Here is a 26561-nt window from a genome sequence, read left to right on the forward strand (position 1 = left end):
TACGCGCAGTTCAGCCGCCGGGCGGCAGCCCGATCCAGGTCACGATGGCGGTGGCCCGGTTCGGCGCGCCCAGTTTCGCATATATGCGGTTGATGTAGTTCTTGACGGTTTTCTCGGTGAGAAATAGCTTGGCCGCGATGTCCTGATTCGCAAGACCGCGCACGATCAGTTCCATCACCTCCGCCTCGCGGGCGGAGAGCCCGTACCGGGCGCGCCGCTCCGCCGGATCGGCGGCGGGCGCCGCGGGACGGTCGGTCCGCGCGGCGTCGATGAGGGCGGCGCTGGCCGCGTGCGAGAGGGGGTGGGCCCGGTGCCGAACGGTGTCGCGGATGGCGGCGGCCAGCTCGTCCACGGTGAAGGTGTTGTGCACGAGGTACCCGACGGCCCCGTTGCGGACGGCCGACAGCACCACGTCGGGGTCGTCCACCTGGGTCAGCATGATGACCCGGCTGATCTTGCTGAGCGCGGCGGCGGCGCTGACGCCGTCCACCCGGGGCATCCGCACGTCCAGCAGGACGACGTCGGGCGTCAGCCGCCACGCCATCTCCTCGGCGGTGCGGCCGTCCCCGGCCTCTCCCACCACCTCGATGTCGTCGGTCGCCTCCAGCGCGGAGGTCAGCCCGGCGCGGATGAACGGGTTGTCGTCCACGACGAGGACGCGGTAGCGCGCGTCCGGGGACAGCGGGTCGCCCATCAGCCGCTCCCCAGCTCGGCGCCGGCGGGTTCGGCGTCCGCGCCCGCCGCCGGGACCAGCACCGTGATCTCGGTGCCGCCGCCCGGGACGGAGGCGACCGCGAGCCGGCCGCCCGCGCGTCCGGCCCGCTCGTGCATGCCGACGAGGCCGTAGTGTCCGCCGCGGGCGAGCGCGTCCAGCCAGCCGGGGTCGTCGGGGCGCCGGGGCAGCCCCCGGCCGTCGTCGCGGACGCGCGCCTCCACCCCGTCCGCGACGGTGCGCGTGACGATCTCGACGCGGGACGCGTCCGCGTGCCGCCGGACGTTCTCCAGCGCCTCCCGGACGATCGTCACCAGCTCGCGCCGCGCGGGCGGCGGGAGGTCGGCGCCCGGCGCGGCGTCCACGCCGACCGGGACGCCGGTGCGGGCCTGCCACTCGTCCGCCAGCTCCCGGACGGCCTGCGCGAGCGGCGTTCCGCCCGACTCGTCGCGCAGCTCGGCGATCAGCGAGCGGGCCTCCCGGGTGGCGACCTGCGCGGCGGTGGCGATCCGCGCCGCCTCCTCGGCGGCCCGGTCCGGCGACTTGCGGAGCCAGGCGGGCAGGCCGGTCGCCGACAATGCGATCCCGGAGAGCGTCGCGGTCAGCGAGTCGTGCATCTCCCTGGCGAGCCGGGTGCGCTCCTCGGCCGCCATCGCGAGGGCCTCCATCCGCCAGCGCCGCTCCTCGGCCGCGGCGTGCTCGTCGAACAGGCGGCGCAGGACCGTCCCGACCAGCGCGGCGACGCCGTAGAACACGGGCAGCACGACGAGCAGCGGCATCGCGACGCGGTGGTCGTCGTCCGGGGCGTTCCGGTAGAGCGCCGTGTAGTACAGGACGGTCTGCTGCGCGCACAGCAGCGCGGTCACCTGCCACCGGTAGAGCAGCCCGGCGAGGCCGGCGGTCACGACGGTGACGAGGAAGTACGGTCCGAAGATCCCGCCGACGCGCAGCACGGCGTAGCCGAGGAGCACGTCGAAGGCCAGCAGGGCGGGCTGCTCGAACAGCCGCAGGACGACCTTCTCCCACCCCGCGAGGGCGACCCCCGACACCACGACCGCGAGGACCAGCACGCCGAGCGCCCACCGGTCGCCGCGGACCTGCCCGTCCATCAGGATCGTCACCCCGACGACGAGCACGCGGAGCTGCATGAGCAGGACGAACGTGGTGCCGACCCTGGTCTCGACGGAACGCCGGAGCCCGGGCGGGAGCTGAACACCGGAGTCCGGCATCGCGAACCCCTCCATCTGACGGGCGCCGACCCTCGTGACGCCATTCATCTTGATCTTGCTGAAGACCGCATAACGAACATTAGCCACTAGGGGACAGGAGATCGCTACGATGCCCACTAATACTCGCGTTCCCGTTCACGGAAGGACACCGTTGGCGGTCCCGAGGGCGGTGCCACAGCCGGAGGAGGCCCGCGTTCCCGCCGATCTCCTCGCGCTGCTCGGCCGCCTTCGACAGTGGTCCGGCCTGCCGCTTTCCGAGATCGACGAGCGGCTGCGCGCGGCCGGGGTCGCCGTTCCGGACGGGGCCGCGGGAATGCTCGACGGTGGGACGCTGCCGGACCGTGTGCTGCTGTCCGCATTTGTGACCACATGCGGCCTTGTGCCGGAGGAGCGGGACCGCTGGCTGCGCGTCCACGACCGCCTCTGTGCGCCCGCGAAACCCCCGGTCAGCGGGCCCGCGGGCACTGGAGGCACGGGCAGCGGAGGCACGGTCACGAGGACGGTGGACGGCGACCGGCGCGTCGCCGGACGGCCCGCGTTGAACATGGGACCCCAGCCCGCAGTGGAGAAGGCGGTGGAGACGAAGGCGGTGGAGACAGCGAAGGACGAAGCGGCGGACAGGCCCGCCGAGAAGCCGAGGGAGAACGGGTCGGGACGGCACGCCAGGACGTCGCCGTCGGCGCCCCGGCACCGCCGGACGTCCCGGCGCGTCCCCGCCCCGCACCGGCGCGTGTCGCTGCTGGTGGCGGCCCCGGCGATCATCACGATCGCGGTGGTGGCGTCGACCCTGCCGGAGCTGCTCGGCGGCGACGGCGGGACCGGGCACCCGGCCGCGCCGTCGAAGGCGACGGTCCAGCCGAGCCCGAAGGCGGCGCCGCCCACGCCCGGCTGGTACACGATCACGCCGGTGACCGACGACGAGCGGACCGGCAACTGCCTCTCGGTCATGCCGGACGACCGGTTGAAGCCGCAGCTCGCGCAGGACAAGTGCACCGACGACGACAACCTCCAGCGGATCAAGCTCGTCAAGGCGACGGGCGCGGAGGGGACGTTCCGGCTCCAGGCGTGGACCCCGGCCTCGAAGCTCTGGTGCACGACCCTCGACTCCCGCGAGAAGGGCTCCCCGCTCCACATGGCGGCGTGCGGCGACGACCCGCTCCAGCGGTTCGGGCTGACGCCGTCCACCAGGCAGGTGAAGGCGGGGCGCGTGTTCGACATCGTCCCGGAGGCGACGCGCGCGGAGGGCATGTGCGTGGGCGTCGACGTCCGGGAGACGGGCGGGCTGCAGGCCGTCCACGCCGAGTGCGGCAGGACCGGGGTCCGCGGGTACCTGCTCACGCCCGTCACCGAGCCGCCCGCGTCCTGACCGGCCCCGCCCGGGGTCAGACGTGGTCGCGGAGCCGCTGGCTGACGACCTGGGTGACGCCGTCGCCGCGCATGCTGACGCCGTAGAGCGCGTCGGCGCCCTCCATGGTCCGCTTCTGGTGCGTGATCACGATGAGCTGGGACGACTCGCGCAGCTCCTCGAACACGGTGATGAGCCGCTGCGTGTTGGTGTCGTCGAGCGCGGCCTCGACCTCGTCCAGGACGTAGAACGGCGACGGCCGCGCCTTGAACACGGCGACGAGGAACGCGATCGCGACGAGCGACCGCTCGCCGCCGGACAGCAGCGACAGCCGCTTGACCTTCTTGCCGGGCGGGCGGGCGGCGACCTCGACGCCGGTGGCGAGCATGTCGCCGGGCTCGGTCAGCGACAGGCTGCCCTCGCCGCCGGGGAACAGCCGGGCGAAGATCCGCTCGAACTCGCGCGCGGTGTCGTCGTAGGCGGCGGCGAACACCTGCTGGACGCGCTCGTCCACCTCCTTGACGAGGCCGAGCAGCTCCCGCTGGGTCTTCTTCAGGTCTTCGAGCTGGGACGTGAGGAACGCGTGCCGCTCCTCCAGCGCCGCGAACTCCTCCAGGGCCAGCGGGTTGACCTTGCCGAGCTGGTTGAGCTGACGCTCGGCGGTCTTCGCGCGCTTCTCCTGCACCGTCCTGTCGTACGGGGCGGGCAGCGCGTCCTCGCCCTTGTCCGGGTCGGGCGGGACGGGCTGGTCGGGCCCGTACTCGGAGACGAGCGACTCGACCTCAAGGCCGAACTCCTCCAGGGCCCGCTGTTCGTACTGCTCCAGCCGGAGCCGCTGCTCGGCCCGCGCGACCTCGTTGCCGTGCACGACGTTGACCAGCCGTTCGAGGGTGCCGGACAGCTCGCGAACCTGCGTCCGGACGACCTTCAGCTCCGCCTCGCGGGCGGCCTTCCCCTGCTCGGCGGTCTCCCTGCGGCGGACGGCCGCGGCGAGGGACAGGTCGATGCGCTCCAGGGCGGTCCGCGCGCCGCGCAGGACGGCCTTCGCGACGCGGGCCTGCCGTTCGCGGCGGGCCCGGCGCTCGGCGGCCCGCGACCGCTCCTCCCGCTCGCGGTGCGCGCCGCGTTCGAGGGCGTCGGCGCGTCCCGCGATCGCCTGGACGCGCTCCTCCGCCGTGCGGACGGAGAGCCGCGCCTCCATCTCGACGCCGCGGAGCTCCTGGCAGCGGGCGTTCAGCTCGTCGCGGGCCTCGGTGTCGTGCCCGGCCTCGTCGGCGACCTCCGCGGCCTCCTCCGACTCGGCGAGCCGCAGGGCCAGCTCCTCGGCCGCCTCGGTGTCGCGCTCCAGGGACTCGTTGGCCGCGTCGAGCGACTTGGTCAGCCGCTCCGCCTCGCCCCGCGCGGCGCGGGCGTCGGCCTCCAGGCGGGCGGCGCGCTTGGCCTCCTGCGCGGCCTGCGCGTCGAACTCGCGCAGCCGGGCGCGGACGCGGTCGAGCTCGGACTGCGTCGCGTTGACGCCCGCCTGCGCCTCGGTCGCGGCGACCTCGGCGGCCTCCACCGCCGCCTGCCCGGACTGCTCGCGCTCCAGCGCGCCGGTCAGCTCGTCCCCGGCCGCCAGGGCGGAGGTCTCGGCCGCGGCGAGATCCTCGGTGGCCTCGTCGAGCGTCGCGCGCATCTGCAGCAGGCCCTGCGCGCCACCGGAGGCCCCGCCCTGGGCCCAGTGCGCCCCGACGAGTTCACCGTCCCGCGTGACGGCCCGCAATGACGGCTCCCGCCGGACGAGAGCGGCCGCGGCGGACAGATCCTCCACCACGGCCACATCGCCCAAGAGATGCTGAACCGCAGGACGCACGACTTCCGGGACATTCACCGCGTCGACCGCGTAGTCGACACCCGGAATCCGCCGCCCGTCCGCGACGGGCCCTCCCCCGACCAGCAACCCGGCACGTCCCGCGTCCCGTGACCGCAGCAGCGCCAAGGCGGCCTCAGCCGTCCCGAGCGACCCGACGGCGATGGCCTCGGCCGCGTTCCCCAACGCAGCCGCAACGGCGGTCTCGTATCCGGCCCGGACGTTCAACAGCGAGGCAACGGTGCCGATCACGCCCTCAAGCGAGCCGTCGGAGCCCGCCGACAACAGCGCCTCGCCGCCGTCCGCGGCACTGGCGAGCGTGAGGTTCAGCGCCTCGATCCGCGCCTGGAGCGCGGTGACCTTCTTCTGCGCGGCCTGGTCGGCGGAACGGGCCGCGCCGACCGCCGCGCGGGCCTCCTTGAGCGCGCGGCGCGGGCCGTCGACGGCCGCCCGCGCGGCCTCGGCGGCGTCCTTGGCGGTGGCGAGCGCCTCCTGCGCGGCCTCGTGCTCGGCGGCGAGCGCCGGGTCCTCGACGACGTCGGCCTCGAACGCCTCGAACTCGGCCTGCGCGGTCCCGGCCCGCTGCTCGGCCTCCTCGCGGGCGTCGGCGAGCCGTCCGATCTCGGACCGCCCGGCCTGCGCCTTGCTGCGCAGCGCCTCGACGCGGCCGCGCAGCCGCGCCAGCTCCTCGCGCCGGTCGGCGGCGGCGCGGGCGGCGGCCTGCAGCCTGCGCTCCTCGGCGGCGAGCGCGTCCTCGGCGGCCGTCCGCTGGTCGACCGCGCCGGTCAGGGCGTCCTGGGCCTCGTCGAGCGCGGCGCGGAGCATGTCCTCCTGCTCGCGGATCTCGGCGGCCTCGCGCTCCATGTCCTCGGGGTCGCGGCCGCGCCGCTCGTCCTCGCGCGCCTCGGCGGCGTTGCGGTGCCGCTCCTCCGCGAGGTCGGCGACGCCCCGCAGCCGCTCCTTGAGCGCGGACAGCCGGAACCAGGTGTCCTGCACCTGGGCGAGCCTCGGCGCGTCGGCGGCCTCCTCGGCCTCCAGGACGCCCTCGCGCTCCTGCGCCCCGGCGAGCGCCCGCTCCGTCTCGGTGCGGCGCTCCCGGATCGCGGCCTCGTCGGCGGCCTCCTGTTCGAGCTTCGTCCGCAGCGTGATGAGGTCGTCGGCCAGCAGCCTGAGCCGCGCGTCCCGCAGGTCGGCCTGGATGACGGCGGCACGGCGCGCGATCTCGGCCTGCTTGCCGAGCGGCTTGAGCTGCCGCCGCAGCTCGCCCGTGAGGTCCTGGACGCGGGTCAGGTTGCCCTGCATGGCGTCGAGCTTGCGGAGCGCCTTCTCCTTGCGCTTGCGGTGCTTGAGGACGCCCGCCGCCTCCTCGATCACCGCGCGCCGTCCCTCGGGCCCCGCGTGCAGGACGCGGTCGAGCTGCCCCTGCCCGATGATCACGTGCATCTCGCGGCCGATGCCGGAGTCCGACAGCAGCTCCTGGATGTCGAGCAGCCGGCACGGGTCGCCGTTGATGGCGTACTCGCTGGACCCGGACCGGAACATCAGCCGGCTGATCGTGACCTCGGTGTAGTCGATCGGCAGCGCGCCGTCGGCGTTGTCGATCGTCAGCACGACCTCGGCGCGGCCGAGCGGCGCCCGGCTGGCGGTGCCGGCGAAGATGACGTCCTCCATCTTCCCGCCGCGCAGCGACTTGGCGCCCTGCTCGCCCATCACCCAGGCCAGCGCGTCGACCACGTTGGACTTGCCCGACCCGTTGGGCCCGACGACCGCGGTGATCCCCGGCTCGAACTTCAGCGTCGTGGAGGACGCGAAGGACTTGAAGCCGCGCAACGTCAGGTTCTTCAGATACACGCGCTAGCAGCCCCCTCCTCCTCGACACCGTCCGACGCACGATACCGGCCGATGCCCCGCGGGGACCGTCACGCAGCCCAAGCAAGGTCACGCCCGAGCCCCAGAACGGCACAAAAACACCAGAGCGCCATAAACCAAACGCGGCCCGAACCTTGCCCAAATCATGACCCGCCGAGCGCCCCTCAGGACCCGGTGCACAGAAATGGCGACCGTCCCCACTTGGAGCCATTCAAAGGCCCCCGACCAGCAACAACGCCGATCCGAGGAACCAGCCACAACGCCCGTCGTGAACGGAGCCCCGAACCGGGGCCCACGGCTCGCGCGGCCGGAGGCGCCCCAGCGCCGGAGGCCGCGCGAGCCGCCGACGCAGGCGACCGCAGCGACGCCTCACAAACCGCGACAGGCACAAGAAGCCGCCACGGCGTCGTGAGGATCGCCTGCGTCGCGCGGGGGGTCAGGGGGGTCGCCCCCCTCGACAAAACAAAGGGACGCCACGTCGCGGCGTCCCTGTTCACACTGGGATTTCAGGCGCCGATCAGGTCAGCGCCGGTTCACGGTCCTTTACCGCGAGCGACATCACATCGTCGTCCGCCGCCGTCGCAAGCGCGTCGTTCTCCGCCTGGAGCCGTACGAGCTCGGCCTCCAGGTCACGTACGCGCCGCTGCAGGCGCCGCATCTCCGCGACCATCCGGGGGTCGGGACCGCCGACGTGGCCGAGTAGAGCCTTCGCCATGACTAAGGGTCCTCCACGCTGAGTAACCAGCAGGGATCGCGCACGAGAATCAATCGAAGTCGGTGCGCGTATCGTCTAGAGTCGCACCGGCCGCTGTCCTGGTCAAGACGCACATCACAGGCCGGTAACAACCTTCCTCTACTAGTTTAGCAGGTATAAACCAGAACTCCCTACCCGGTCAGCGCTCCACGAAACCCGCGGCCTCGCCGCGAGCCCCGCTCCAGCGCTCGGCGACACCGGTGACCTTCCCTGGCCGGGCCGTCAGCGCGTCGCCTCCGGAGTCGTCCCCGGTCAGCAGGTCGAGGAGGCGGCGGCACCGCTCCCGCGGCCCCTCCGCGACGACCTCGACGCGCCCGTCGGACAGGTTGGTGGCGCTGCCCGCGAGGCCGAGTTCCAGCGCCCGCGCCCGCACCCACCAGCGGAACCCGACGCCCTGCACGCGGCCGCGCACCCAGGCGGTGAGCCGCACGATCTCGTCGCCGCCGTCACTGTCCGCGTCCATGGGGTCCCCCGGTCCGCTCATCGGTTCACCGTCCGTCCACGCCGTGCCTAGTACCGTGCCCGCCGGGGCCGGGGCTGGCACGTCGGGCAGCTGTAGGACGAGCGGTTCATGAACTCGTCGCGGCGGATCGGCGTCCCGCAGCGGCGGCACGGCTCGTCCCGCCGCCCGTAGGCGTCGAGGGAGCGCTCGAAGTAGCCGCTCTCGCCGTTCACGTTCACGTAGAGGCTGTCGAAGGACGTGCCGCCGACCGCGAGGGCCGCGCCCATGACGTCCTGAGCGGCCGCCAGAACGCGCGCCGCCTCCGCCCGGGACATCGTCTCGGTCGGGCGCGCCCAGTGCAGCCTGGCGCGCCACAGGGCCTCGTCGGCGTAGATGTTGCCGACGCCGCTGATCAACGATTGGTCGAGCAGGGCCCGCTTGATCCCGGTCTTGCGGCGGCGCAGGGCGCCGTAGAACGCGTCCGGGTCGAAGCCCTTCTCCAGCGGGTCGGCGGCGATGTGCGCGATCGGCTCCGGGACGAGCCCCGGGCCGTCCGGGCCGCCGACCGCGTCCGGGACGAGGTCGGCGACCATCAGGTGCCCGAACGTCCGCTGGTCGACGAAGCGCAGGTCGTGGCCGCCGTCGCCGAACTCGACCCGGACCCGCAGGTGCTTCTCGCGCTCGCGGTCCGGCTCGCCGACGAGGAGCTGCCCGCTCATCCCGAGATGGGCGAGCAGCGCCTCACCGGGTTCACCGTCGGCGGACCCGCCGGCAGCGCCGTCGTCGGCGCGGAGCGGCAGCCACATGTACTTGCCGCGGCGGCGCGGGGTCAGCACGGTGCGCCCGGCGAGCCGGCCCGCGAAGTCGGCGGGCCCGGCCTCGTGGCGGCGCACCGCGCGCGGGTGCAGCACCTCGGCGGACGCGATCGCGCGGCCGGCCGTCCAGCGTTCGAGGCCGCGCCGGACGACCTCGACCTCGGGCAGCTCAGGCACCGGCCTGGGCCGCCTGCCCGGCCTGCTCCTGGCCCGCCTGCTCCTGGCCCGCGGGCTCGCGGCCGTCGACCGGCGCCGCCGCGGGGGCCGCGCCGTCCTGCGCCGCCTCCCGCCGCACGACGAGCGCGCGGATCTCGTTCCAGGCGGCCTCGGCGGCGTGCTGCTCGGCCTCCTTCTTGCTGCGCCCCTCGCCGGACCCGTAGGCCTGCCCGCCGACCCGCACCGACGCGCGGAACGTCTTCTGGTGGTCGGGGCCGCTCTCGGCGACGTGGTACTCGGGGACGCCGAGCTCCTCGACGGCGGTGAGCTCCTGCAGCGAGGTCTTCCAGTCGAGCCCGGCGCCGAGGCTCGCCGACCGGGTGATCAGCGCGTCGAACAGCCGGTGGACGAGGGCGGACGCCTCGTCCAGCCCCCGGTCGAGGTAGACGGCGCCGATCAGCGCCTCCAGCGTGTCGGCGAGTATGGACGCCTTGTCGCGCCCGCCGGTGCCCTCCTCGCCGCGGCCGAGCCGGATGTGCGCGCCGACGCCGAGGCCGCGCGCGACGCCCGCGAGCGCCCGCATGTTGACGACGGCGGCGCGCAGCTTGGCGAGCTGCCCCTCGGGCAGGTCGGGATGGCCGCGGAACAGGGTGTCGGTGACGACGAGCCCGAGCACCGAGTCGCCGAGGAACTCCAGGCGCTCGTTGGTGGGCAGGCCGCCGTTCTCGTAGGCGTACGAACGGTGCGTCAGCGCCCGTTCGAGCAGGTCGGCGCCCACTTCCACGCCGAGTGCCATGGTCAGTTCGGCACGTTCCGGCGCCGGGTCGTTCTTCTTGCCGCTCACAAGCCCTCCTCACGGGCTGCGCCGCGCAGTGCGCGGACGCGCGTCTGCGGCGCGCGGCCGTCGGGCCGGGACGGCGAGGACGCACGGCGGGGAGGGGTTGTCCGCGAAGACGAGGTGCGCGCCGGTCGGCTGATCCCGGCGTGCACCACGGCTCCGGGCGCTGTGAGCCGCGGTGGACCGCTGCTCGTTCCCGCGCCGGTCACCACGCCGACGTCGCGCCGGGGTGGTCGGGTGCCCGTCCTGCCGCATCGGGGGCGGCCGCGCCGTGCGCGGATCCACCCCCGGATGCGAGAAGACTCAGGACGACGGGGCGATGACCTGCCGCCGGTCGTAGGTTCCGCACGTCGCGCACGCGGTGTGCGGCAGCTTCTGGTCGCGGCACGTCGGGCACTCGACCAGCGTCGGCGCCGATGCCTTCCACTGCGAGCGCCGGTGCCGCGTGTTGCTGCGCGACTTCTTCCGCTTCGGGACGGCCACGTCAGCCCTCCTGCCTTCGTTCTCGTCGGTCGGCTGTTCCGCGGGAGCCGTTGCTCCCGTTCCCCCGGTCGGACCCCGCGGGCGTGTCGCCCTCGAGGCCCTGCAGCGCCGCCCACCGGGGGTCGACGGCGTCGTCGTGGCGGTGGTCCGGCTGGTCGGCCAGCCGTGCACCGCAGTCCGGGCAGAGGCCCGGGCAGTCGTCCCGGCACAGCGGGGACAGCGGCAGCGCGAGGACCACCGCGTCCCGCAGGACGGGTTCGAGGTCGATCAGGTCGCCCTCGAGGCGGAGTTCGTCGTCTCCGGCGTTCCCGCCTGAGCGGGTGTCGTCGTAGACGAAGAGCTCCTGGAAGTCCGCCTCGAAGGTCGAGGCGATCGGGTCGAGGCAGCGCGCGCACTCCCCCTCAAGGGGGACCGTCGCGGTGCCGGTGACGAGCACCCCTTCGAGAACCGCCTCGAACCGGATGTCCAGCTCGATCGCGGCGCCCGCCGGGACGCCCACCATCTCGACGCCGAAATCCTCCGGTGCCGGAACGGACAGGTTCTCCTCCCGCGACGACCCGGGTTGCCTGCCCAGAGCTCGGGTGTCGAGCACGAGAGGGGCGTTGGGGTCGAGGCGTGTCAGCGGATTCCTGCTTTCGTGCGGCATGAGAATGACGGCCGTGACTGATGGCCGATGTCCCAGGGTACCGAAGACCCGGGCGAGGTCCCAACTCGCGGCCGTCCGACCAGGGGCGGGGACCGCCGCGCGGCCGCGCCGGGTCAGTCCTCCTGGAGGCGCTTCACGAGCCGCTCGTGGACGACGTCCGGGACGAGCCCGGAGATGTCCCCCCCGAACTTCACGACCTCTTTCATCAGGCTCGACGACAGGAACGCGTACTCGGGGTTCGTCGCCATGAAGAGCGTCTCCACGCCCGCGATGCGGTGGTTCATCTGGGCCATCTGGAGCTCGTACTCGTAGTCGCTGACGGCCCGCAGCCCACGGACGATCACCGGGATGTTCTGCTCGCGGCAGTAGTCGACGGTGAGGCCGTAGAACTTGTCGACCTTGATGTTGCCGTACTCCTCCGTGACCTCGGCGATCATGTCGGCGCGCTCGTCCACGGTGAACAGGCTCTTCTTGTTCTTGTTGATCAGCACGGCGACGACCACCTCGTCATAGAGGCGGGAGGCGCGGCTGATGATGTCGAGATGGCCGTTGGTGACGGGGTCGAACGATCCCGGACAGACGACACGGCGCACGGCGCGAACCCCTTCGGTCCCGGTTTCTGACCTGCGGCGCGAACGTACCAAATCGCGTTCGGCCCGCTGCCACCCGGGCCCTCGGGTCGCTCCCCTCACCGGCCGAGCGCGTCGATGATCTCGGCGGCGATCGGCCCCGACTCGATGCCGTACCCGGGCGCCTCGGTCAGCACCGCGACGGCGTACTTCGGGTCCGAGCGCGGGCCGAACCCGATGAACCAGCGGTCGTTGTAGGACGCGCCCTCGATGTCGGCGGTCCCGGTCTTGCCGCCGAGGACCGACGTCTTCTTGAGCGACTTCCCGGTGCCGCGCTCGACGACGGCCCGCATCATGTCGCGCATCTGCCTCGCCTGGTCGGCGCTCATCGCCTCGGACAGCTCGCCGGGCGAGAACTTCTCGACCGTCCGGCCGTTCGCGGCGCGCAGCCTGTCGACCAGGCGCGGCTTCATCACGACGCCGTCGTTGAGGATCCCGGCCGCGACCAGCGCCATCTGCAGCGGCGACGCGACCGTGCTGCCCTGCCCGATGGAGCCGAGCGCGCTGAGCGACGGCTCGCCGGTCTCGGGGAACGAGCTGGCGACGCCGCGCAGGCCGGGCGCGTACCCGATCCGGTCGCCGAACCCGAACCGGGACGCCGCCTCGCGGACGCCGTCGTTGCCGGGCTTCTCCGCGCCCATGAAGGCGAACGTGGTGTTGCACGACTGCGCGTACGCCTCGGCGAGCGGGATCCGGGGCAGGTCGCAGGACCCGCCGATGTCGCCCGCGTCGTTGGCGATCGCCTGCCCGGCGCGCGGCGGCTTGTAGCTGCGTCCGGCCCTGACCTGCGTGTTCTCGCTCGCTCCCGCCCGCAGCGCGGACGCCGCGACGATGGTCTTGAACGTGGAGCCGGGCGGGAACAGCTCGTTCGCCGCCTTGTTGAGCAGCGGCTTCAGCGGCTGGTCGCCGAGCCGGTCGAACGCCTTGACGGCCTTCTGCCGGTCGAGCGTGGACACCTCGTCCGGGTCGTAGGACGGCGTCGAGGCCATGACCTTGATCGCGCCCGTCCTCGCGTCGAGCACGACCGCCGCCGCGCGCCGGGCGCCCGCGCCGCTCAGCGCGTCGTAGGCCGCCCGCTGCGCCTTCACGTCGACGGTGGACTCGACCGTCCCGCCGGGGACGTGCTTGCCGATGAGCCGGTCGACGAGGTCGGTCGTGGCGAGGCGGGCGTCGGTTCCGTCCAGGAAGTGGTTCTCGGCGTCCTCAAGGCCCGTCTGGGCGAACACGGAGAAGTAGCCGGTGACGGGCGCGAACACCGGGCCGTCCTTGTAGCGGCGCTGGTAGCGGTCGCCGCCGACCTTGTCCGACCAGGCGAGGCGCTCGCCGTCCGCGACGATCGGGCCGCGGTCGATCTTGAAGCGGTCCTCGAACTGGCGGGCGTTGAGGGGGTCGTCGCGGAGGTCCTGCGCCTCGAACCCCTGCACGTAGGTGATGTTGGCCATGAGCGCGCCGGCCATCACGAGCGCGACGATCCAGGTACGCCCAACGGCACGGTCGATGCCGGGCCTCATGGCGGGGCACCTACCCGGAAGCCGCCTTCCTCAACGGCCGATCGCGCGCCCGTACCAGAACACCGCCTCTCCGTAACGCCGCTCCCGTTCGGCTTCGTATCCGTCCGGCCATGACAACGATCGGCCGCGGGCCGCGCGTTCCACGACGACCAACGCGTCCGGCGCGGTCCAGGCGTTGTCGCGAAGGTCTTCCAGGAGGGCGGTGACGGCCTCGTCCGCGAGCGCGTAGGGAGGGTCGGCGAAGACCAGGTCGTACGGCTCGTGCGGCGGGCGCCTCACCAGGCGCTCCACCTTGTCCGCGCAGGGGGCGGCGCCCGGCAGCCCGAGCGCCGCCGCGTTCCGCCTGATCACCGCCATCGCGCGCGGATGCGACTCGACGAGCAGGGCGTGCGCCGCGCCCCTGGAGAGGCACTCGAGCCCGACCGCGCCGGACCCCGCGTACAGGTCGGCGACGCGCAGGCCGTCCAGCGGTCCGAGGAGGGCGAGGACGGTGCCGAACAGCCCTTCCCTGGCGCGGTCGCTGGTCGGCCTGGTGTCGCGTCCCGGCGGGACGTCGAGCCGCCGTCCGCCCGCGCTGCCCGCGATGACCCTGGTCATCCCCCCAGTATCGGGGCGGCGCGGCGGCGCCGCGTCCGAGACCCGGAACGGACGCCCCCGCACCCCCGATAACGGGCGTTTTCCCAAAAGATCCACAACTTGGACGCCGGTCTCTTGTGAACCTGCGCCCAAATGGCCCGATCGCTGTTCACAACGACTACGGGACGTGTAAACGTGCTCGCAGGTTGTGCAACCCAACCCCTCAGGAGAACTCTGTGCATAACGGTAGGAGACTGGCGGTGACGGCGGGGGCGGCGGTTCTCGGCATCGCGGCCATGAGCGGCGTGTCGCACGCCGAGACCTCCCAGCCCCTCGCCAAGCGGACCGCGCACCCCTCGACGACCTCGGCGCCGCTTCTCGGCCTCCGTCTGGACGCGCCGGTGAAGCACGACAAGCGGACGCACACCACGACCGCGGGGCTCTACCTCGGCGTCGGGGTGAACACGCCGGTGGTCGGCGCGGACGTCCGGCTCAAGACGCGGGCGTCGGCCGGGCCCAGCGGCGTGCGGGCGGGCGCGCGCGCCGACGCCGGTGCGTCGACCCCGGTGGGCGGCGGGCAGCGGACGCTCGCCGCCGGAAACCCGCAGCTCCTGAACGTGGGCGCCGGGGCGGGCGCGTCGCTGTCCCCGGGGAGCGCGACGCCGCTGAAGGCGAACCTGTCGGTGCACGCCTGCGTCGGCGGCTGCGCCGCCCCGACGCCGCCCACCCCGCCGACTCCCCCCGTCCCGCCGTCGCCGCCGACCCCGCCGGACACTCCCCCGCCGGGCACGCCCGCGTCGCCCGGACCGCCGTCCTCGCCGCTGCTCCCCGAGCTGCCGTCCACCCCGGGGATGGGCGCGGGCGCCGTGGCCGCCGAGATCACCCCGCCGAAGGGGCTGCCGTTCACCGGCGCCGACTCGCTGCCGCTGCTGGCGCTCGGCATCGCCGCCGTCGCGGCGGGCGGCGCGGCGGTCGCCGCGACGCGGCGGCGCGCCGTCCGCGAGTCCTGACCGGTCCTCCTGAGAAGGGCGCCTCTCCGCCGGGGAGGCGCCCTCTCGGCGTCTGAGGGCCCCGGCGTCCAGAGGGATTCGGCGTCTAGAGGGATTCCGAGCTGACGACCTTCCAGCCGCCGCCCGCGCGCTGGAGCCCGAGCCGCCGGAAGGCGACCCGGTCGGCGTCCGTGCAGCCGCCCTTGCAGACGCCGAGCGTCACCAGCGCCGTCACCCGGTCGGCCGGGCCGCCCGCGCGGAGGCCGATCTCCACCGGCGTGCCCGCCGCGACGGACGGGTCGCGGGTCACCGCGTCCAGCACGCCGTGCGCCGCCGTCCCCGGCCACTGCGCGCCCGCCGTGTCGGCGCGGGACGAGCCCGCCTTCAGCGAGAACAGGCTGTCCAGCAGCCAGCCCGCCCCCTGCTTGACCATCGTCGCGCGCATCGGGTCCTGGAGGCGGATCGGGTCGGCGTTCTCGGCGCGGACCGTCCGCTTCACGTACGCGAGGACGGTCACCCTGCCCGGCGCCGCCGTCACCACCGCCGAGTCGACGACCTCCGTCGCGACCGAGCCCTTCTTCTCCTTCAACTGCTCGCGGTAGTCGCGGGTCGCGAGCTGGCGGTCGTACTCCGTCCCGTACCGGGGCGTGGACGCGCGGTGCGCCGCCGCGACGTCCCGGTCGAGCGTCGCGTGGTCGAGGCTCAGCACCGCCTTGATCGCGTGCGCGGCCGGGGCGACCGCCTCCGCCGCCGCGGCGGGCGGCGCGGCCGGGCCGGTGTCGGCCGTCGCGGGCTTCTCCCCCGAGCCGTCCGACAGCAGCGCCCACGCCGTCGCGCCGACGGCCGCCGCGACCAGCAGCGCGACCCCGGCGGCGGCGAACCCGAGGCCCCGCCGCCCGCGCGGCGGCGGGCCGGTCGGCGGCTGGTACGGCGGGACCGTGCCGCCCGAGTCCGTCCCCATCAGCGAGCCGGGACGGCCCACGGTCGGCGGGTTCGGCGGCGTGCGCGGGTCCCCGGCGAGATGGGCGCCCGTGCTGAGCGTGTCCTGGACCGGCAGGTCGTCCGGGACGTCGCCGCTGATCAGCCGCAGCAGCACGTGCTGCGCCTCCGGCCGCCGCGCCGGGTCCTTCGCCAGGCACGACGCGACGACGCCGCGCAGCGAGTCCGGCAGCGCCGACAGGTCGGGCTCGTAGTTCAGGATCCGGTGGAACACGGCGGAGATCGTGTCGTTGCCGAACGGGTGCCGCCCGGTCGCCGCGAACAGCATCGTCGCCGCCCACGTGAACAGGTCGACGCCCGTCCCGAGGTCGGTGTTGGTGACCTGCTCGGGCGCCATGTAGGACGGCGTCCCGACCACCCCGCTGCCCTTCTTCGCCGCCGTGCCGAGCACCCGCGCGATGCCGAAGTCGATGACGCGCGGGCCGTCCGGCCCCATCAGCACGTTGGACGGCTTGAAGTCGCGGTGCAGGATGCCCGCCCGGTGGATCGCCGCGAGCGCCGTCACCGTGCCGATCGCGAGGCGGTCGAGGTTCGTCCCGGTGCGCGGGCCCTCGTCGTTGACGAGGCCGCTCAGCGACGGTCCCGGCACGTACTCGCTGACGACGTACGGCAGGTCGCCGGAGATGTCGGCGTCCACGACCTGCGCCGTGCAGAACCCCGCGACCCGTCCGATCATCGCCAGCTCGCGCTCGAACCGCGCCCGCCACTCCGGGTCGCGGACGAACCTGTCGCGCAGCAGCTTCACCGCCGCGCGGCGGCCGTCGTCCTCGTGGCGTCCCAGGAAGACGATGCTCTGCCCGCCCTCGCCGATCCGTCCGACCAGCTCGTACCGCCCCAGCCTGGCCGGGTCGTTGGGCAGCAGGGGGCCGACCGCCGTCATTGGGAGCTCCTCCGTCGCATGCGAACCCGCGCTACATGTCAGACGTCTGTGACCAACCGTGTGTTCTCAGTATCCAACGGGGGGAACGCCCCAGAGAACCTTCCGCACGCGTCACTTCGGCGTCGGACGCCAGGTCTTTTCAGCGTCAGGTCTTTTCAGCGTCAGGTCTTTTCGAGGAAGTCGGCGCGCTCCTCGTCCAGGAGGGACGCGAGGACGGTCGCCAGGCCCGGATGGTCCGCGAGGTCGGGATCGGACTCGACCAGCGCGGTCGCCTCGTCGCGGGCGTCGCGGATGACGTCCTCGTCCTTCTGGAGGGTGAGCAGGCGGAGGCTGGACGTGCGGCCCGCCTGCGCCGCGCCGAGCACGTCCCCCTCGCGACGCTGCTCCAGGTCGAGCCGGGACAGGGCGAAGCCGTCCGTCGTGGACGCGACCGCCGCGAGCCGCTCGCGCGACTTGCCGCCGGGCTCGGCGTCGGTGACGAGGAGGCACAGCCCGGGGAGGGTGCCGCGTCCCACCCGGCCGCGGAGCTGGTGGAGCTGGGAGACGCCGAACCGGTCGGCGTCCATGATGACCATGACGGTGGCGTTCGGGACGTCCACGCCGACCTCGATGACCGTGGTGGCGAGCAGGACGTCCAGGTCGCGGTCGGTGAAGCGGCGCATCACCGAGTCCTTCTCGTCGGGATGCAGCTTGCCATGCAGGACGCCGATCCGCAGCCCGTCGAGCAGCTCCTCCAGCTTCGGCAGCACCTCCATGATCCCGAGCGGGGAGCGGCGGCCCTCCTCGTCCGCCGCGACGGCGTCGCCCTCGTCGCCCTCCTGCTCGCCGATGCGCGGGCAGACGATGTAGATCTGGCGGCCCTGCGCGGCCTCCTCCTTGATGCGCTCCCAGGTGCGGGCGAGGAACGCGGGCTTCTCCGGCGGCACCACGTGCGTCTGGATCTCCGACCGGCCCGCCGGGAGCTGCCCGAGGACGGACGTCTCCAGGTCGCCGAACACCGTCATCGCCACCGTGCGCGGGATCGGCGTCGCCGTCATGACGAGGACGTGCGGCCGCCCGCCGCCGGTCTTCTCGCGCAGCGCGTCCCGCTGCTCGACGCCGAAGCGGTGCTGCTCGTCCACGACGACGAGGCCGAGGTCGGCGAACTGGACGGTCTCCTGCAGCAGCGCGTGCGTGCCGACGACGATGCCCGCCGCGCCGGACGCCGCGTCCAGCAGGGCGGCCTTGCGCGCCTTCGCGCCCAGCGACCCGGTGAGCAGCGCGACCCGCGTCGCGTTCTCGGCGCCGCCGATCTGCCCGGCCTCGGCGAGGTCGCCGAGCATGCCGGTGATCGACCGGTAGTGCTGCTGCGCGAGCACCTCGGTCGGCGCGAGCAGCGCCGCCTGCCCGCCGCCGTCCACGACCTGGAGCATCGCCCGCAACGCGACCACGGTCTTACCGGCGCCCACGTCGCCTTGGAGGAGGCGGTGCATGGGGTGTTCGACGGCCAGGTCGGCGGCGATCTCGTCGCCCACCTGGCGCTGGCCCTTGGTCAGCTCGAACGGGAGGCGGGCGTCGAACTCGGCCAGGAGTCCGCCGAAGGACGGGGGGCGCGGGGTGGCCGGGAGCGCGGCGGCGGCGAGGCGGCGCTGGGCGAGCGCGACCTGGACGACGAACGCCTCGTCCCATTTGAGGCGGGCCTTGGCGCGGCCGAGCTCGTCCCAACTTCGCGGGCGGTGGATGCCCTCGTACGCCTCGCGCAGGCCGATCAGGGTGCGGCGGCGCAGCAGCGCGCCGGGCATCGGGTCGGCGGGCAGGGTCAGCTGGTCGAGGACCATGCCGACGGACGTCCCGATCGTCTCGATCGGGAGCGTCTTCGTGGACGGGTAGATCGGGATGATCTCGTCCGCCCACTCCTGCGCGGCCTCCTCGGCGGTCGTCTCGTGGACGACCTTGTACTGCGGGTGGGCGAGCTGGCGCACCGGGCGCCCGCTGCGCGGCCGGTAGGTGCTGATCTTCCCGGCGAACAGGCCGCGGGTGCCGGGCGACAGGTCCTTCTCCGGGCGGTAGGACCCCTTGCGGCCGAAGAAGCTCAGCTTGAGCTCGCCCGTCCCGTCCGTGACGGTGATCTCCAGGACGTAGCCGGGGCTGCGGTTGAGGCTGCGGCCCTGCACCTTCACGACCTCCGCCATGACGGTGACGTGCTCACCGTCCTCCAGGCCGCTGAGCTGGGTCAGCTCGCCGCGGTGCGCGTAACGGCGCGGGTAGTGGTGCAGGAGGTCGCCGACGGTGCGCAGGTCGAGGCCCTTGTCCAGGGCCTTGGCCGTCTTGTCGCCGAGGACGTCGCGCAACGGCTCGTCGAGGTTCGCCACGCAGTCTTTTCTAGCCCAAAGCGGCGGCGCGTATCACTCGACGCCCTATTCCACGCCGACGAGGAGCGGGTATTTCTCCTGGCCGCCGTCGTAGACCCCCGCCTCCACGTCGGGATGGACGGCGCGCAGATGCTCTTCGAGGACGGCGGCGAGGCCGGGCGGCGCGTCCCGCCCGGTGATCAGCGTGACCAGTTCCCCGCCGCCGGACAGCATCCGGTCGAGGACGCGCCGGGCCACCTCCGCGACGTCCGCGCCGATCGTCGCGACGTCGCCCTCGATCAGCCCGAGGACGTCGCCCCGCCGGCACAGCCCGACGCTCGTCACCGCCTCCCGCGCGGCGACCTCCAGGCGGCCGAAGCGGGTCGCGCCCGCCGCGCGGGTCATCTCGATCACGTCCTCGCCGAAGCGGCGCAGCGGGTCGTGCACCGCGAGCGCCGCCAGCGCCTGGACGGACGCCTTCGCGGGCACCACCTCGATCCGCGCCCCCGCGTCCCGGGCGCGCTCGGCGGCGGCCTCGGCCAGGGCGAGGACCTCCGGCCCGTCCGGCAGGACGGCCACCTCGTCGCCCGCCGCGAGGATCGCCTCGGCCAGCACCGCGAGCGGCGGCGCGGTACCCGGCGGGCGCCGGACGACCCGCGCGCCGCTCTCCTCGAACAGCGCGGCGAGGCCGTCGGCGGCGGTCACCGCGACGACCGCGCGGCCGGTGCACGGCGCGTGCAGCTCGCCGGGTGCGGCGTGCAGGTACGTGACGCGGATCCGGTGCGGACGGCCCGCGTCGAGCCCCGCCTCGACGGCGGCTCCGGCGTCGTCCACATGGACGTGGACGTTCCACAGGCCGTCCCCGCCGACCACGACGAGGGAGTCGCCGAGGGCGTCGAGCCGTTCGCGCAGCGGATGGACGGCGTCGTCGGGCGCGTCCAGCAGGTACATGACCTCGTAGCCGGGCCCGGACGGCGCGGCGGGCGCCGGGGCTCTCGCGCCGGGCGCGCGGGCCGGGACCTCGTAGCGCTCCGGGTACTCGTCGGTGAGCACGGCCGCGAGGGCGTCGAGGACGACGCAGAGCCCGGCGGCGCCCGCGTCCACGACGCCCGCGCGGGCGAGGACGTCGAGCTGACCGGTCGTGGCGCGCAGCGCGCGGCGGGCGCCGCCCGCGGCGGCGCGGGAGACGCCCGCGAGATCGGCTCCGGCGGACGCGCCCGCGGACGCCGACGCGGCGAGCACGCTCAGGACCGTGCCCTCGACGGGATGCTCGACCGCGCCCCTGGCCAGCGCGGACGCGTGCGCCAGCGCCGCTGAGAGCGCGGCGCCGCCGGGCGGCGCGTCCAGCGGGCCGAGGACGTCGGCGAGCCCGCGGAACACCTGGCTGAGGATCACCCCGGAGTTGCCCCGCGCGCCGAGCAGCGCGCCCCGCGCCAGCGCCCGCCACGTGTCCGGGGCGCCCGCGCCGGGCGGGAGCGCGTCCAGCGCGTCCGCCGCCGCGCGGACGGTCAGGTGCAGGTTGGTGCCGGTGTCGCCGTCCGGGACGGGGAACACGTTCAGCGCGTCGATCTCCGTCCGGACGCGGCCGAGCGCGTCCGCCGCGAGCCCGCACCACCGGCGCACCGCCGCGCCGTCGAGCACCTCGCCCAACGCCCGCCCCCTCCCGCCGCCGCTCCGGCCGTGCTCGTGGCGGCGGCCGATTCGCCTACCCGACGCGCCGTCGGCTACTCTGATCCATGCGCCTCGTCCGGGGCGCTCGTCAGTGAGCACCCATGATGCCCGGTTCGCCCGCCTGCGGCCGCCGGGGCGGCGCTCCGTCAGAGCATCGACACCACTTGGAGTTTCCCGTGGCTTCCGTCTGCGACGTCTGCGGCAAGGGACCCGGTTTCGGCATGCGCGTCTCCCACTCGCACCGCCGCACCCCGCGCCGCTGGAACCCCAACATCCAGCGCGTGCGCGCCGTCGTGAACGGCGCCACCAAGCGGATCAACGCCTGCACGTCCTGCATCAAGGCCGGCAAGGTCGTCAAGCCGACCGTCTGAGGTCCGCCCCAGCCACCAGGCTTTCAAGCCAGTCCATCGGATCCGCCGATGGACTGGCTTTTGCATGTCCTGAATGAGCACGCGCCCGGTCAGGCGCGGACGGTCAGCCGCACCCGGGCGGTCGGCCATCCGGGCGGGAGCGGCCGGTCAGGGGCGCCAGTGCCAGGCGTGGTCCACCGGGCCGATGCCCGCGCCGAGGGGGAAGCCCGCCGCGATGGCGCCGGTCACGTACTCCTTCGCCGCCGCCACCGCCGCCGGGACGTCGTCGCCGAGCGCCAGCCGGGACGCGATCGCCGAGGCGAGCGTGCAGCCCGTCCCGTGCGTGTGCCGGTTGTCGTGCCGGGGCGCGGTGAAGCGGTGCTCGCGCTCCCCGTCGAACAGCAGGTCGGCGGGCTCGCCCGGCAGGTGCCCGCCCTTGATCAGCACCCAGCGGGGGCCCAGCGCCTTGACCGCCTCGGCCGCCTCGCGCAGCCCCGACTCGTCCACGACCTTGACGCCGGTGAGCTGCTCCACCTCGTAGAGGTTGGGCGTGACGACGGTCGCGGCCGGGATCAGCGCCGAGCGGACGGCGTGCACCGCGTCCGGCGCGAGCAGCGAGTCGCCGTGCTTGGACACCCCGACCGGGTCGACGACGGCGGGCGCGTCCGACGCCGCCAGCGCCTCCGCGACGATCTCGACCAGGCCGCTGGACGCGAGCATCCCCGTCTTGATCGCGTGCACCCCGATGTCGGACAGGACGGAGTCGAGCTGCGCGCGCACCGCCTCCGGCGGCAGTTCCCAGTACCCCTGGACGCCGAGCGAGTTCTGCGCGGTGACGGCCGCGACGACGCTCATCCCGTGGACGCCCAGGGCGAGCATGGTCTTCAGGTCGGCCTGGATTCCGGCGCCACCGCCCGAGTCCGACCCCGCGATCGTGAGCACGAGCGGGGGCGCCTGGACCGGCGGAACGGGCAAAGCGGACGGGGTGGGCGTCATGGCGTCCAGCTTATGGCGTCATGGCGGCCCAGGCCCTAGCCGGGCGGGCTCAGACCAGGGAGCAGGGGTTGCTGTTCATGACGCAGGTCGACGGCTTCGCGGGCGTCCCCTTCGCGGCGAAGACGATCCGCACGCTGGCGCCGGGCGCGATCGCCGCGCGGCCGCGGACGAACGGGACCTGCCCCGTCCGGACGACGGTCGCCCCGCTCACCGCCGTGACCGAGGCGCTGTCGATCTTGAAGGCGAGCGCCCACTTGGCGACCGGCTGCGGGCCCTTGTTGGCGATCGTCGCGGTGAAGGTGAACCCGCCGGGCTTGCGGGACGCGACCCGGAACGCGACGACGAGCCCGTCCGGGCGGGCCGCGCCGCGGCTGGCGCGCTCGCCGGGCCCGCGCTGGGAGACCTGGTTGTCGCGCGGGTCGGGCTGCGAGTCGTGCGCGGGGGCGCCGCCCGCGAAGTTGAGGGAGATCTGCTGCGTGCTCAGCGCGTAGGCGACGATCCCGACCGCGATGACGAGCGCGACGATCGGCAGCATCGGGACGGGCAGCACCGAGAGGAGCTTGAGCCGCCCCCGCCCGCCCGGCTTCTCGGACGGCTCGGGCGTCTCGGCCCACGGCTCGCCGAAGTCGGGGGGTGGACCCCCCTGGTAGTCCCCCGGGAGCGGCTCGAACCCGTAGTCGTACGGCGGGTCGTCCGGGTATCCGGGAGCGGGGCCCGTCGAGGTGGTCTCGTGCGGCGACACGTAGAGCCGGTCGTCGGTCGGGCCTGAGTATGCGTCGAAGGGCGGTGCGGGCGGAGCCCCGTAGTACGAGCCCTGGGACGTGCGGGCGTCCGGTGCGGGCTCGTCATCCGGTTGACCGAGCTTGGTGTGTCGTCCCATCCCATCCCTCTTCGATCACACGGATGTATACCAAACCCTCACCAACCATGCCTACAAGACACGTCAACACGCACGTAAGGACGCCCGCCGCGCGGGGCCTCTCACGTCGGGAAATGATCCCATGCGCCGGGTGGTGGCTCGCGCCCGTCCACACGGACACCTGTCCCTTCGGTGACGGTCCCGATCCGCGTCCAGGAGGGCGGCAGGGCGGCTCCGGCGGGGAACGTCCCGGCGAAGGCGTGGTCCTCGCCGCCGGTGAGGGCGAGCCGGAGCCCGTCCGGCCCGAGGACCGCCGGGACGGGCACCGCCGCCGAGTCGAGGTCGACCCGGACGCCGCTCGCCGCCGCGATGTGCCCGAGGTCCTGGACGAGCCCGTCGCTCACGTCCAGCAGCGCGGTCGCCCCGGCCGCCCGCGCCTCCGCCCCCGCCGCGTACGGGGGGCGCGGCCGCCGGTGCGCCTCGGTCAGCTCGGCGGGGCCGTCGCGGCCGGCGGCGAGCAGCGCGAGGCCGGCCGCGGCGAACCCGAGCCGGCCGCGCACGGCCACGGCGTCGCCCGGCCGCGCCCCGGCGCGGGTGAGCGGCGGCGCGCCGCCGAGGTCGCCGAGCGCGGTGACGGCGAGGGTGACCTCCGGCGCGGCGACGACGTCCCCGCCCGCGACCGACGCCCCGGCCGCCCGGCACTCGTGCGCGAGCCCGTCGTAGAGCCGCTCCGCCCATTCGGCGTCCGTCGCGGACGGCGCGGCGAACCCGACGAGCAGCGCGGTCGGGCGGGCGCCCATCGCGACGACGTCGGCGAGGTTCTGCGCGGCGGCCTTGCGGCCGATGTCGTAGGGCCCGGACCAGTCGCGGCGGAAGTGGCGGCCCTCGACGAGGACGTCCGTGGTGGCGACGACACGCCCGTCCGGCGCGGAGATCACGGCCGCGTCGTCGCCCGGCCCGAGCCGGACGGCCGGGCCCTGCGGGAGCCGCCGGGTCAGCCTGGCGATCAGCGCGAACTCCCCCAGGTCACCGATCGTCCCCATCTCGCCGATTCCCCCTGTTCCACGCGTGCCGGACGCGGCCGTCCGGCCCGCGCGCCCCCCACCGCCCGCCGCGGCGCGTAACACGATACGGTGAACCGTCCGACGTAGATTCTCCGCCCGGGGAGGACGTGATGGTGCAGGCCTACATCCTCATCCAGACTGAAGTCGGCAAGGCGGCCGAGGTGGCCGGCCACATCTCCGGCATGACGGGCGTCACGCTGGCGGAGGACGTCACGGGCCCCTATGACGTGATCGTCCGAGCGGAGGCGCGGAATGTGGACGAGCTGGGCAAGCTCGTCGTCGCGCAGATCCAGTCGGTCGAAGGCATCACGCGCACCCTCACCTGCCCGATTGTCCATATCTGAGGCGTCGCCCCCGCGGCTTCGCGGGGCGCGGGCGGTGGCCGTGCTCGGCGTGCTGGCGCTGCTGGCCGCGGCGTGCGGCGAGGGCGCCGTGCGGGTGCCCGTCCCGGGGCCGGACGCGGCGACGCGGCGGCTGTGCGAGGGCCTCCGGCTCCCCGAGAAGGTGCGCGGCCTGGAGCGCCGCGACGCCTCCCCCGACTCGCCGCTGACCGCCGCCTGGGGCTCCCCCGCGATCGCGCTGCGCTGCGGGGTGCCGCGGCCGGCCGCGCTCCGCCCCGAGTCCCAGCTCGTGACGATCAACGGCATCGACTGGTTCGGGCAGCCGGCCGACCGTCCGGTGACGTTCACCGCGGTCGCGCGGCAGGCGTACGTCGAGGTGACGGTACCGCCCAAGTACAACCCGGCCGGGGACGCGCTGATCGAGCTCGGCCCGTCGATCAAGGCGACGATCCCGCAGAAGCCCGAGGGCCAGATCTGAGCGTCCCGAGCGGTCATCCGGCGGCGTCGGGCAGGATCAGCTCCGCCATCTCGGCGAGCCGGTCGGCCATGCGCCCGTAGGACGGGTAGCCCATCCCCGCGTGGACGAGCGCCGGTGCAGGCGGCGGCGAGTTCGGGCTCGTCCGACACCGGCAGCGCGATCTCCCGCAGGACGGCGGTCACGCGCTCGCGGAGGGCGCCGTCTCGGTGAGGCGGCGCCGCGTCGCCTCGACCACCGGGGACTCGTTCCTGGACACGTGTCCGGACGTTAGTTCGGGGGGAGCCGGGCGGCAAGCCGGTGGGGCGGGTGGGAGTCGAACCCACTCAGCGCGTGGCACTTGGTTTACAGCCAAGCCCGACTCTCCGACGTCGGCGCCGCCCCGTGCGCGAGGCCCCCGGGACCCGCGCCAGTACCTCCGGAGGGATTCGAACCCACACCACACGGCACCTCATGCCGCTGTCTCTGCCATTGGACTACGGAGGCTTGCGTACGGCCCCCGGGATTCGAACCCGGAACAACCACTTCCTGAGAGTGGCCTCTCTGCCAATTGGAGTAGAGCCGCGTGAAAGCAATTCGCGTGAGGCGGCGTCACTCGCGGCGACTCGGCCGGGAAGGGCCTCTAGGAGGCGGGATACCGGCCGGGGCGGGCGTGCGACGCCGAGGGCAGTCGAAGTCGATACTGCTCCAGAGCCATGGCCGGTCCTCCTCTCGGAGCCTCGTGTTTCGGGCTGACGTCGTCCACGATGCCATCGCCGCGCGAATGGCCGCAACGCAATTATTCGACCCTTCGCGGGAGCGGTCGCGCGGAGCCGGGTGGTCGAAGTCAGGGGGCGGTATGGCGGTCGGAATCGGCCAGGAGAGGATGGCGGCGGTGTCGGCGGCGTCGGCGGAGGAGAGGCGGTCGGTTCATGGCAGTGGGGTTCATCGGGCTGGGGCAGATGGGCGCGCCGATGGCGGCGCGCCTCGCCGGGCGGGGCCTCGTCGTCTATGACGCCCGCCCGGAGGCGATGACGCCGCTCGTGGGGGTGGGCGCGCGGGCGGCGCGGAGCGTCGCGGACGTCGCCGCGCACGCCGAACTCGTGTCCGTCATGGTGCGGGACGACGCGCAGGTGCGCGAGGTCGGCGAGGAGGTGCTGGCGAGCGCGCAGCCTGGAACGGTCCTCGCGATCCACTCGACGATCCGCGCGGAAACGGCCGAGGACCTCGCCGAACGCGCCCTCCGGTACGACATCCACGTCGTGGACGCGCCGGTCAGCGGCGGCTCCGCCGGAGCCGGCGCGGGCACCCTCGCGGTCATGGTCGGCGGGACGCAGGAGGCGTTCGACCGCTGCCGCGAGCCGTTCGGGACGTGGGCGGACCTCGTCCTGCGCATGGGCCCGGTCGGCGCGGGCACCCGCGCGAAGCTCGCCCGGAACCTGCTGCACTACGTCGCGTACACGGCCGCCGCGGAGGCGCAGCGGCTGGCCGAGGCGGCGGGGGTGCCGCTGCGCGAACTCGGGCGGGTGGTCCGGCACACGGACGCGATCACCGGCGGGCCCGGCATGCTCATGCTCCGCGACACGACCGCGCCGCTCAAGCCGGACGACGACCTCTACGACACGCTGCGGCACGTCCGCGACCTCGGCGAGAAGGACCTGGCCCTCGCCCTGGAGCTGGCGGACGAACTGGACGTCGACCTCCCGCTCACCCGCCTCGCCCGGGAGAAGCTGTCCCCCGAACTCGGCCTGCCGGATGCGTCCGACTAAATCCA

Annotated in this window: 24 protein-coding genes and 3 tRNA genes; 6 read left to right on the plus strand and 21 right to left on the minus strand. The window is 74.1% G+C overall.

Features of this window, described 5'->3' with window-relative positions; translation table 11 throughout:
* Window positions 1-10: 10 nt before the first annotated feature.
* A complete protein-coding gene (locus FXF65_RS27325) occupies window positions 11-694 on the minus strand; it encodes a response regulator transcription factor (RefSeq protein WP_148352874.1) in 684 nt (227 codons plus the stop codon).
* The gene (locus FXF65_RS27330; protein ID WP_148352875.1) at window positions 694-1989 is read right to left on the minus strand and encodes a sensor histidine kinase; all 1296 of its coding nucleotides are present in this window, start codon (window positions 1987-1989) and stop codon (window positions 694-696) included. The genes FXF65_RS27325 and FXF65_RS27330 overlap by 1 nt, the downstream gene beginning before the upstream one ends.
* A 103-nt stretch (window positions 1990-2092) precedes the next feature.
* Here FXF65_RS27330 and FXF65_RS27335 point away from each other — a divergent pair, with 103 nt between their 5' ends.
* Entirely contained in the window at window positions 2093-3307 is a 1215-nt protein-coding gene (locus tag FXF65_RS27335) for a ricin-type beta-trefoil lectin domain protein (RefSeq protein ID WP_148352876.1), read from the plus strand.
* A 16-nt stretch (window positions 3308-3323) separates the two neighbouring features.
* Here the strand turns inward: FXF65_RS27335 and smc are convergent, their stop codons facing one another.
* The 10 genes from smc to rsmD form a co-directional block, all read right to left on the minus strand.
* Window positions 3324-6986: a chromosome segregation protein SMC gene (smc, locus tag FXF65_RS27340; protein WP_148352877.1), complete on the minus strand. Its 3663-nt coding sequence runs from the start codon at window positions 6984-6986 to the stop codon at window positions 3324-3326.
* 535 nt (window positions 6987-7521) lie between these two features.
* Complete coding sequence (locus tag FXF65_RS27345) at window positions 7522-7719, minus strand: hypothetical protein (protein ID WP_148352878.1); 198 nt, start codon at window positions 7717-7719, stop codon at window positions 7522-7524.
* A gap of 178 nt (window positions 7720-7897) precedes the next feature.
* Window positions 7898-8242 carry an acylphosphatase gene (locus FXF65_RS27350; protein WP_246199134.1) on the minus strand — a complete coding sequence of 115 codons (345 nt, stop codon included), beginning with the start codon at window positions 8240-8242 and terminating at the stop codon, window positions 7898-7900.
* 26 nt (window positions 8243-8268) lie between these two features.
* The gene (gene mutM / locus FXF65_RS27355; RefSeq protein ID WP_148352879.1) at window positions 8269-9192 is read right to left on the minus strand and encodes a bifunctional DNA-formamidopyrimidine glycosylase/DNA-(apurinic or apyrimidinic site) lyase; all 924 of its coding nucleotides are present in this window, start codon (window positions 9190-9192) and stop codon (window positions 8269-8271) included.
* Window positions 9185-9967 carry a ribonuclease III gene (gene rnc / locus FXF65_RS27360; protein ID WP_246199157.1) on the minus strand — a complete coding sequence of 261 codons (783 nt, stop codon included), beginning with the start codon at window positions 9965-9967 and terminating at the stop codon, window positions 9185-9187. The genes mutM and rnc overlap by 8 nt, the downstream gene beginning before the upstream one ends.
* Window positions 9968-10312: 345 nt before the next feature.
* Complete coding sequence (gene rpmF / locus FXF65_RS27365) at window positions 10313-10492, minus strand: 50S ribosomal protein L32 (RefSeq protein ID WP_148352881.1); 180 nt, start codon at window positions 10490-10492, stop codon at window positions 10313-10315.
* Window position 10493: 1 nt separating this feature from the next.
* Window positions 10494-11138, minus strand: coding sequence for a YceD family protein (locus tag FXF65_RS27370; RefSeq protein ID WP_148352882.1), 645 nt, complete (start codon window positions 11136-11138; stop codon window positions 10494-10496).
* A 113-nt stretch (window positions 11139-11251) separates the two neighbouring features.
* The gene (coaD, locus tag FXF65_RS27375) at window positions 11252-11731 is read right to left on the minus strand and encodes a pantetheine-phosphate adenylyltransferase (protein WP_148352883.1); all 480 of its coding nucleotides are present in this window, start codon (window positions 11729-11731) and stop codon (window positions 11252-11254) included.
* 95 nt (window positions 11732-11826) lie between these two features.
* Window positions 11827-13278: a penicillin-binding transpeptidase domain-containing protein gene (locus FXF65_RS27380; protein WP_148352884.1), complete on the minus strand. Its 1452-nt coding sequence runs from the start codon at window positions 13276-13278 to the stop codon at window positions 11827-11829.
* A 30-nt stretch (window positions 13279-13308) separates the two neighbouring features.
* Window positions 13309-13875 (minus strand): 16S rRNA (guanine(966)-N(2))-methyltransferase RsmD, encoded by a 567-nt coding sequence (rsmD, locus tag FXF65_RS27385; RefSeq protein WP_148352885.1) that lies wholly within the window; start codon window positions 13873-13875, stop codon window positions 13309-13311.
* A 215-nt stretch (window positions 13876-14090) separates the two neighbouring features.
* Here rsmD and FXF65_RS27390 point away from each other — a divergent pair, with 215 nt between their 5' ends.
* Window positions 14091-14864: a hypothetical protein gene (locus FXF65_RS27390; protein ID WP_148352886.1), complete on the plus strand. Its 774-nt coding sequence runs from the start codon at window positions 14091-14093 to the stop codon at window positions 14862-14864.
* A gap of 85 nt (window positions 14865-14949) precedes the next feature.
* On the opposite strand, the gene FXF65_RS27395 is transcribed toward FXF65_RS27390, so the two are convergent.
* The 3 genes from FXF65_RS27395 to FXF65_RS27405 all read right to left on the minus strand — a co-directional run bounded on the left by FXF65_RS27395 (window position 14950) and on the right by FXF65_RS27405 (window position 20693).
* Window positions 14950-16722 (minus strand): serine/threonine protein kinase, encoded by a 1773-nt coding sequence (locus FXF65_RS27395; protein ID WP_148352887.1) that lies wholly within the window; start codon window positions 16720-16722, stop codon window positions 14950-14952.
* A 161-nt stretch (window positions 16723-16883) separates the two neighbouring features.
* Window positions 16884-19073, minus strand: coding sequence for an ATP-dependent DNA helicase RecG (recG, locus tag FXF65_RS27400; RefSeq protein ID WP_148352888.1), 2190 nt, complete (start codon window positions 19071-19073; stop codon window positions 16884-16886).
* Between the two features lie 45 nt (window positions 19074-19118).
* Window positions 19119-20693 carry a DAK2 domain-containing protein gene (locus FXF65_RS27405; protein ID WP_246199160.1) on the minus strand — a complete coding sequence of 525 codons (1575 nt, stop codon included), beginning with the start codon at window positions 20691-20693 and terminating at the stop codon, window positions 19119-19121.
* 206 nt (window positions 20694-20899) lie between these two features.
* On the opposite strand from FXF65_RS27405, the gene rpmB reads away from it, so the two are divergent.
* A complete protein-coding gene (gene rpmB / locus FXF65_RS27410) occupies window positions 20900-21094 on the plus strand; it encodes a 50S ribosomal protein L28 (RefSeq protein ID WP_067883900.1) in 195 nt (64 codons plus the stop codon).
* Between the two features lie 147 nt (window positions 21095-21241).
* Here rpmB and thiD read toward each other — a convergent pair whose 3' ends face one another.
* From thiD to FXF65_RS27425, 3 genes are all read right to left on the minus strand, one after another.
* Window positions 21242-22069: a bifunctional hydroxymethylpyrimidine kinase/phosphomethylpyrimidine kinase gene (gene thiD, locus FXF65_RS27415; RefSeq protein ID WP_148352890.1), complete on the minus strand. Its 828-nt coding sequence runs from the start codon at window positions 22067-22069 to the stop codon at window positions 21242-21244.
* 49 nt (window positions 22070-22118) lie between these two features.
* Window positions 22119-22949: a cellulose binding domain-containing protein gene (locus tag FXF65_RS27420; RefSeq protein WP_148352891.1), complete on the minus strand. Its 831-nt coding sequence runs from the start codon at window positions 22947-22949 to the stop codon at window positions 22119-22121.
* A 101-nt stretch (window positions 22950-23050) separates the two neighbouring features.
* On the minus strand, window positions 23051-23971 hold the full coding sequence (locus FXF65_RS27425) for a thiamine-phosphate kinase (protein ID WP_148352892.1): 921 nt from the start codon (window positions 23969-23971) through the stop codon (window positions 23051-23053).
* A 131-nt stretch (window positions 23972-24102) separates the two neighbouring features.
* Between FXF65_RS27425 and FXF65_RS27430 the strand changes: the two genes are divergently transcribed.
* Window positions 24103-24336 (plus strand): Lrp/AsnC family transcriptional regulator, encoded by a 234-nt coding sequence (locus tag FXF65_RS27430; protein ID WP_148352893.1) that lies wholly within the window; start codon window positions 24103-24105, stop codon window positions 24334-24336.
* Window positions 24323-24811: a DUF3515 domain-containing protein gene (locus FXF65_RS27435; RefSeq protein WP_342787556.1), complete on the plus strand. Its 489-nt coding sequence runs from the start codon at window positions 24323-24325 to the stop codon at window positions 24809-24811. Before FXF65_RS27430 ends, FXF65_RS27435 begins: the two co-directional genes overlap by 14 nt.
* 298 nt (window positions 24812-25109) lie before the next feature.
* On the opposite strand, the gene FXF65_RS27440 is transcribed toward FXF65_RS27435, so the two are convergent.
* From FXF65_RS27440 to FXF65_RS27450, 3 genes are all read right to left on the minus strand, one after another.
* Window positions 25110-25192: transfer RNA gene (locus tag FXF65_RS27440), tRNA-Tyr, on the minus strand.
* Between the two features lie 29 nt (window positions 25193-25221).
* Window positions 25222-25294: transfer RNA gene (locus FXF65_RS27445), tRNA-Leu, on the minus strand.
* Window positions 25295-25299: 5 nt separating this feature from the next.
* Window positions 25300-25373: transfer RNA gene (locus tag FXF65_RS27450), tRNA-Leu, on the minus strand.
* 346 nt (window positions 25374-25719) lie between these two features.
* Between FXF65_RS27450 and FXF65_RS27455 the strand changes: the two genes are divergently transcribed.
* Entirely contained in the window at window positions 25720-26556 is an 837-nt protein-coding gene (locus FXF65_RS27455) for an NAD(P)-dependent oxidoreductase (protein ID WP_148352895.1), read from the plus strand.
* Window positions 26557-26561: the final 5 nt, after the last annotated feature.

Source organism: Actinomadura syzygii, assembly GCF_008085905.1.
In the GTDB taxonomy this organism is placed as follows: Bacteria; Actinomycetota; Actinomycetes; order Streptosporangiales; family Streptosporangiaceae; genus Spirillospora; species Spirillospora syzygii.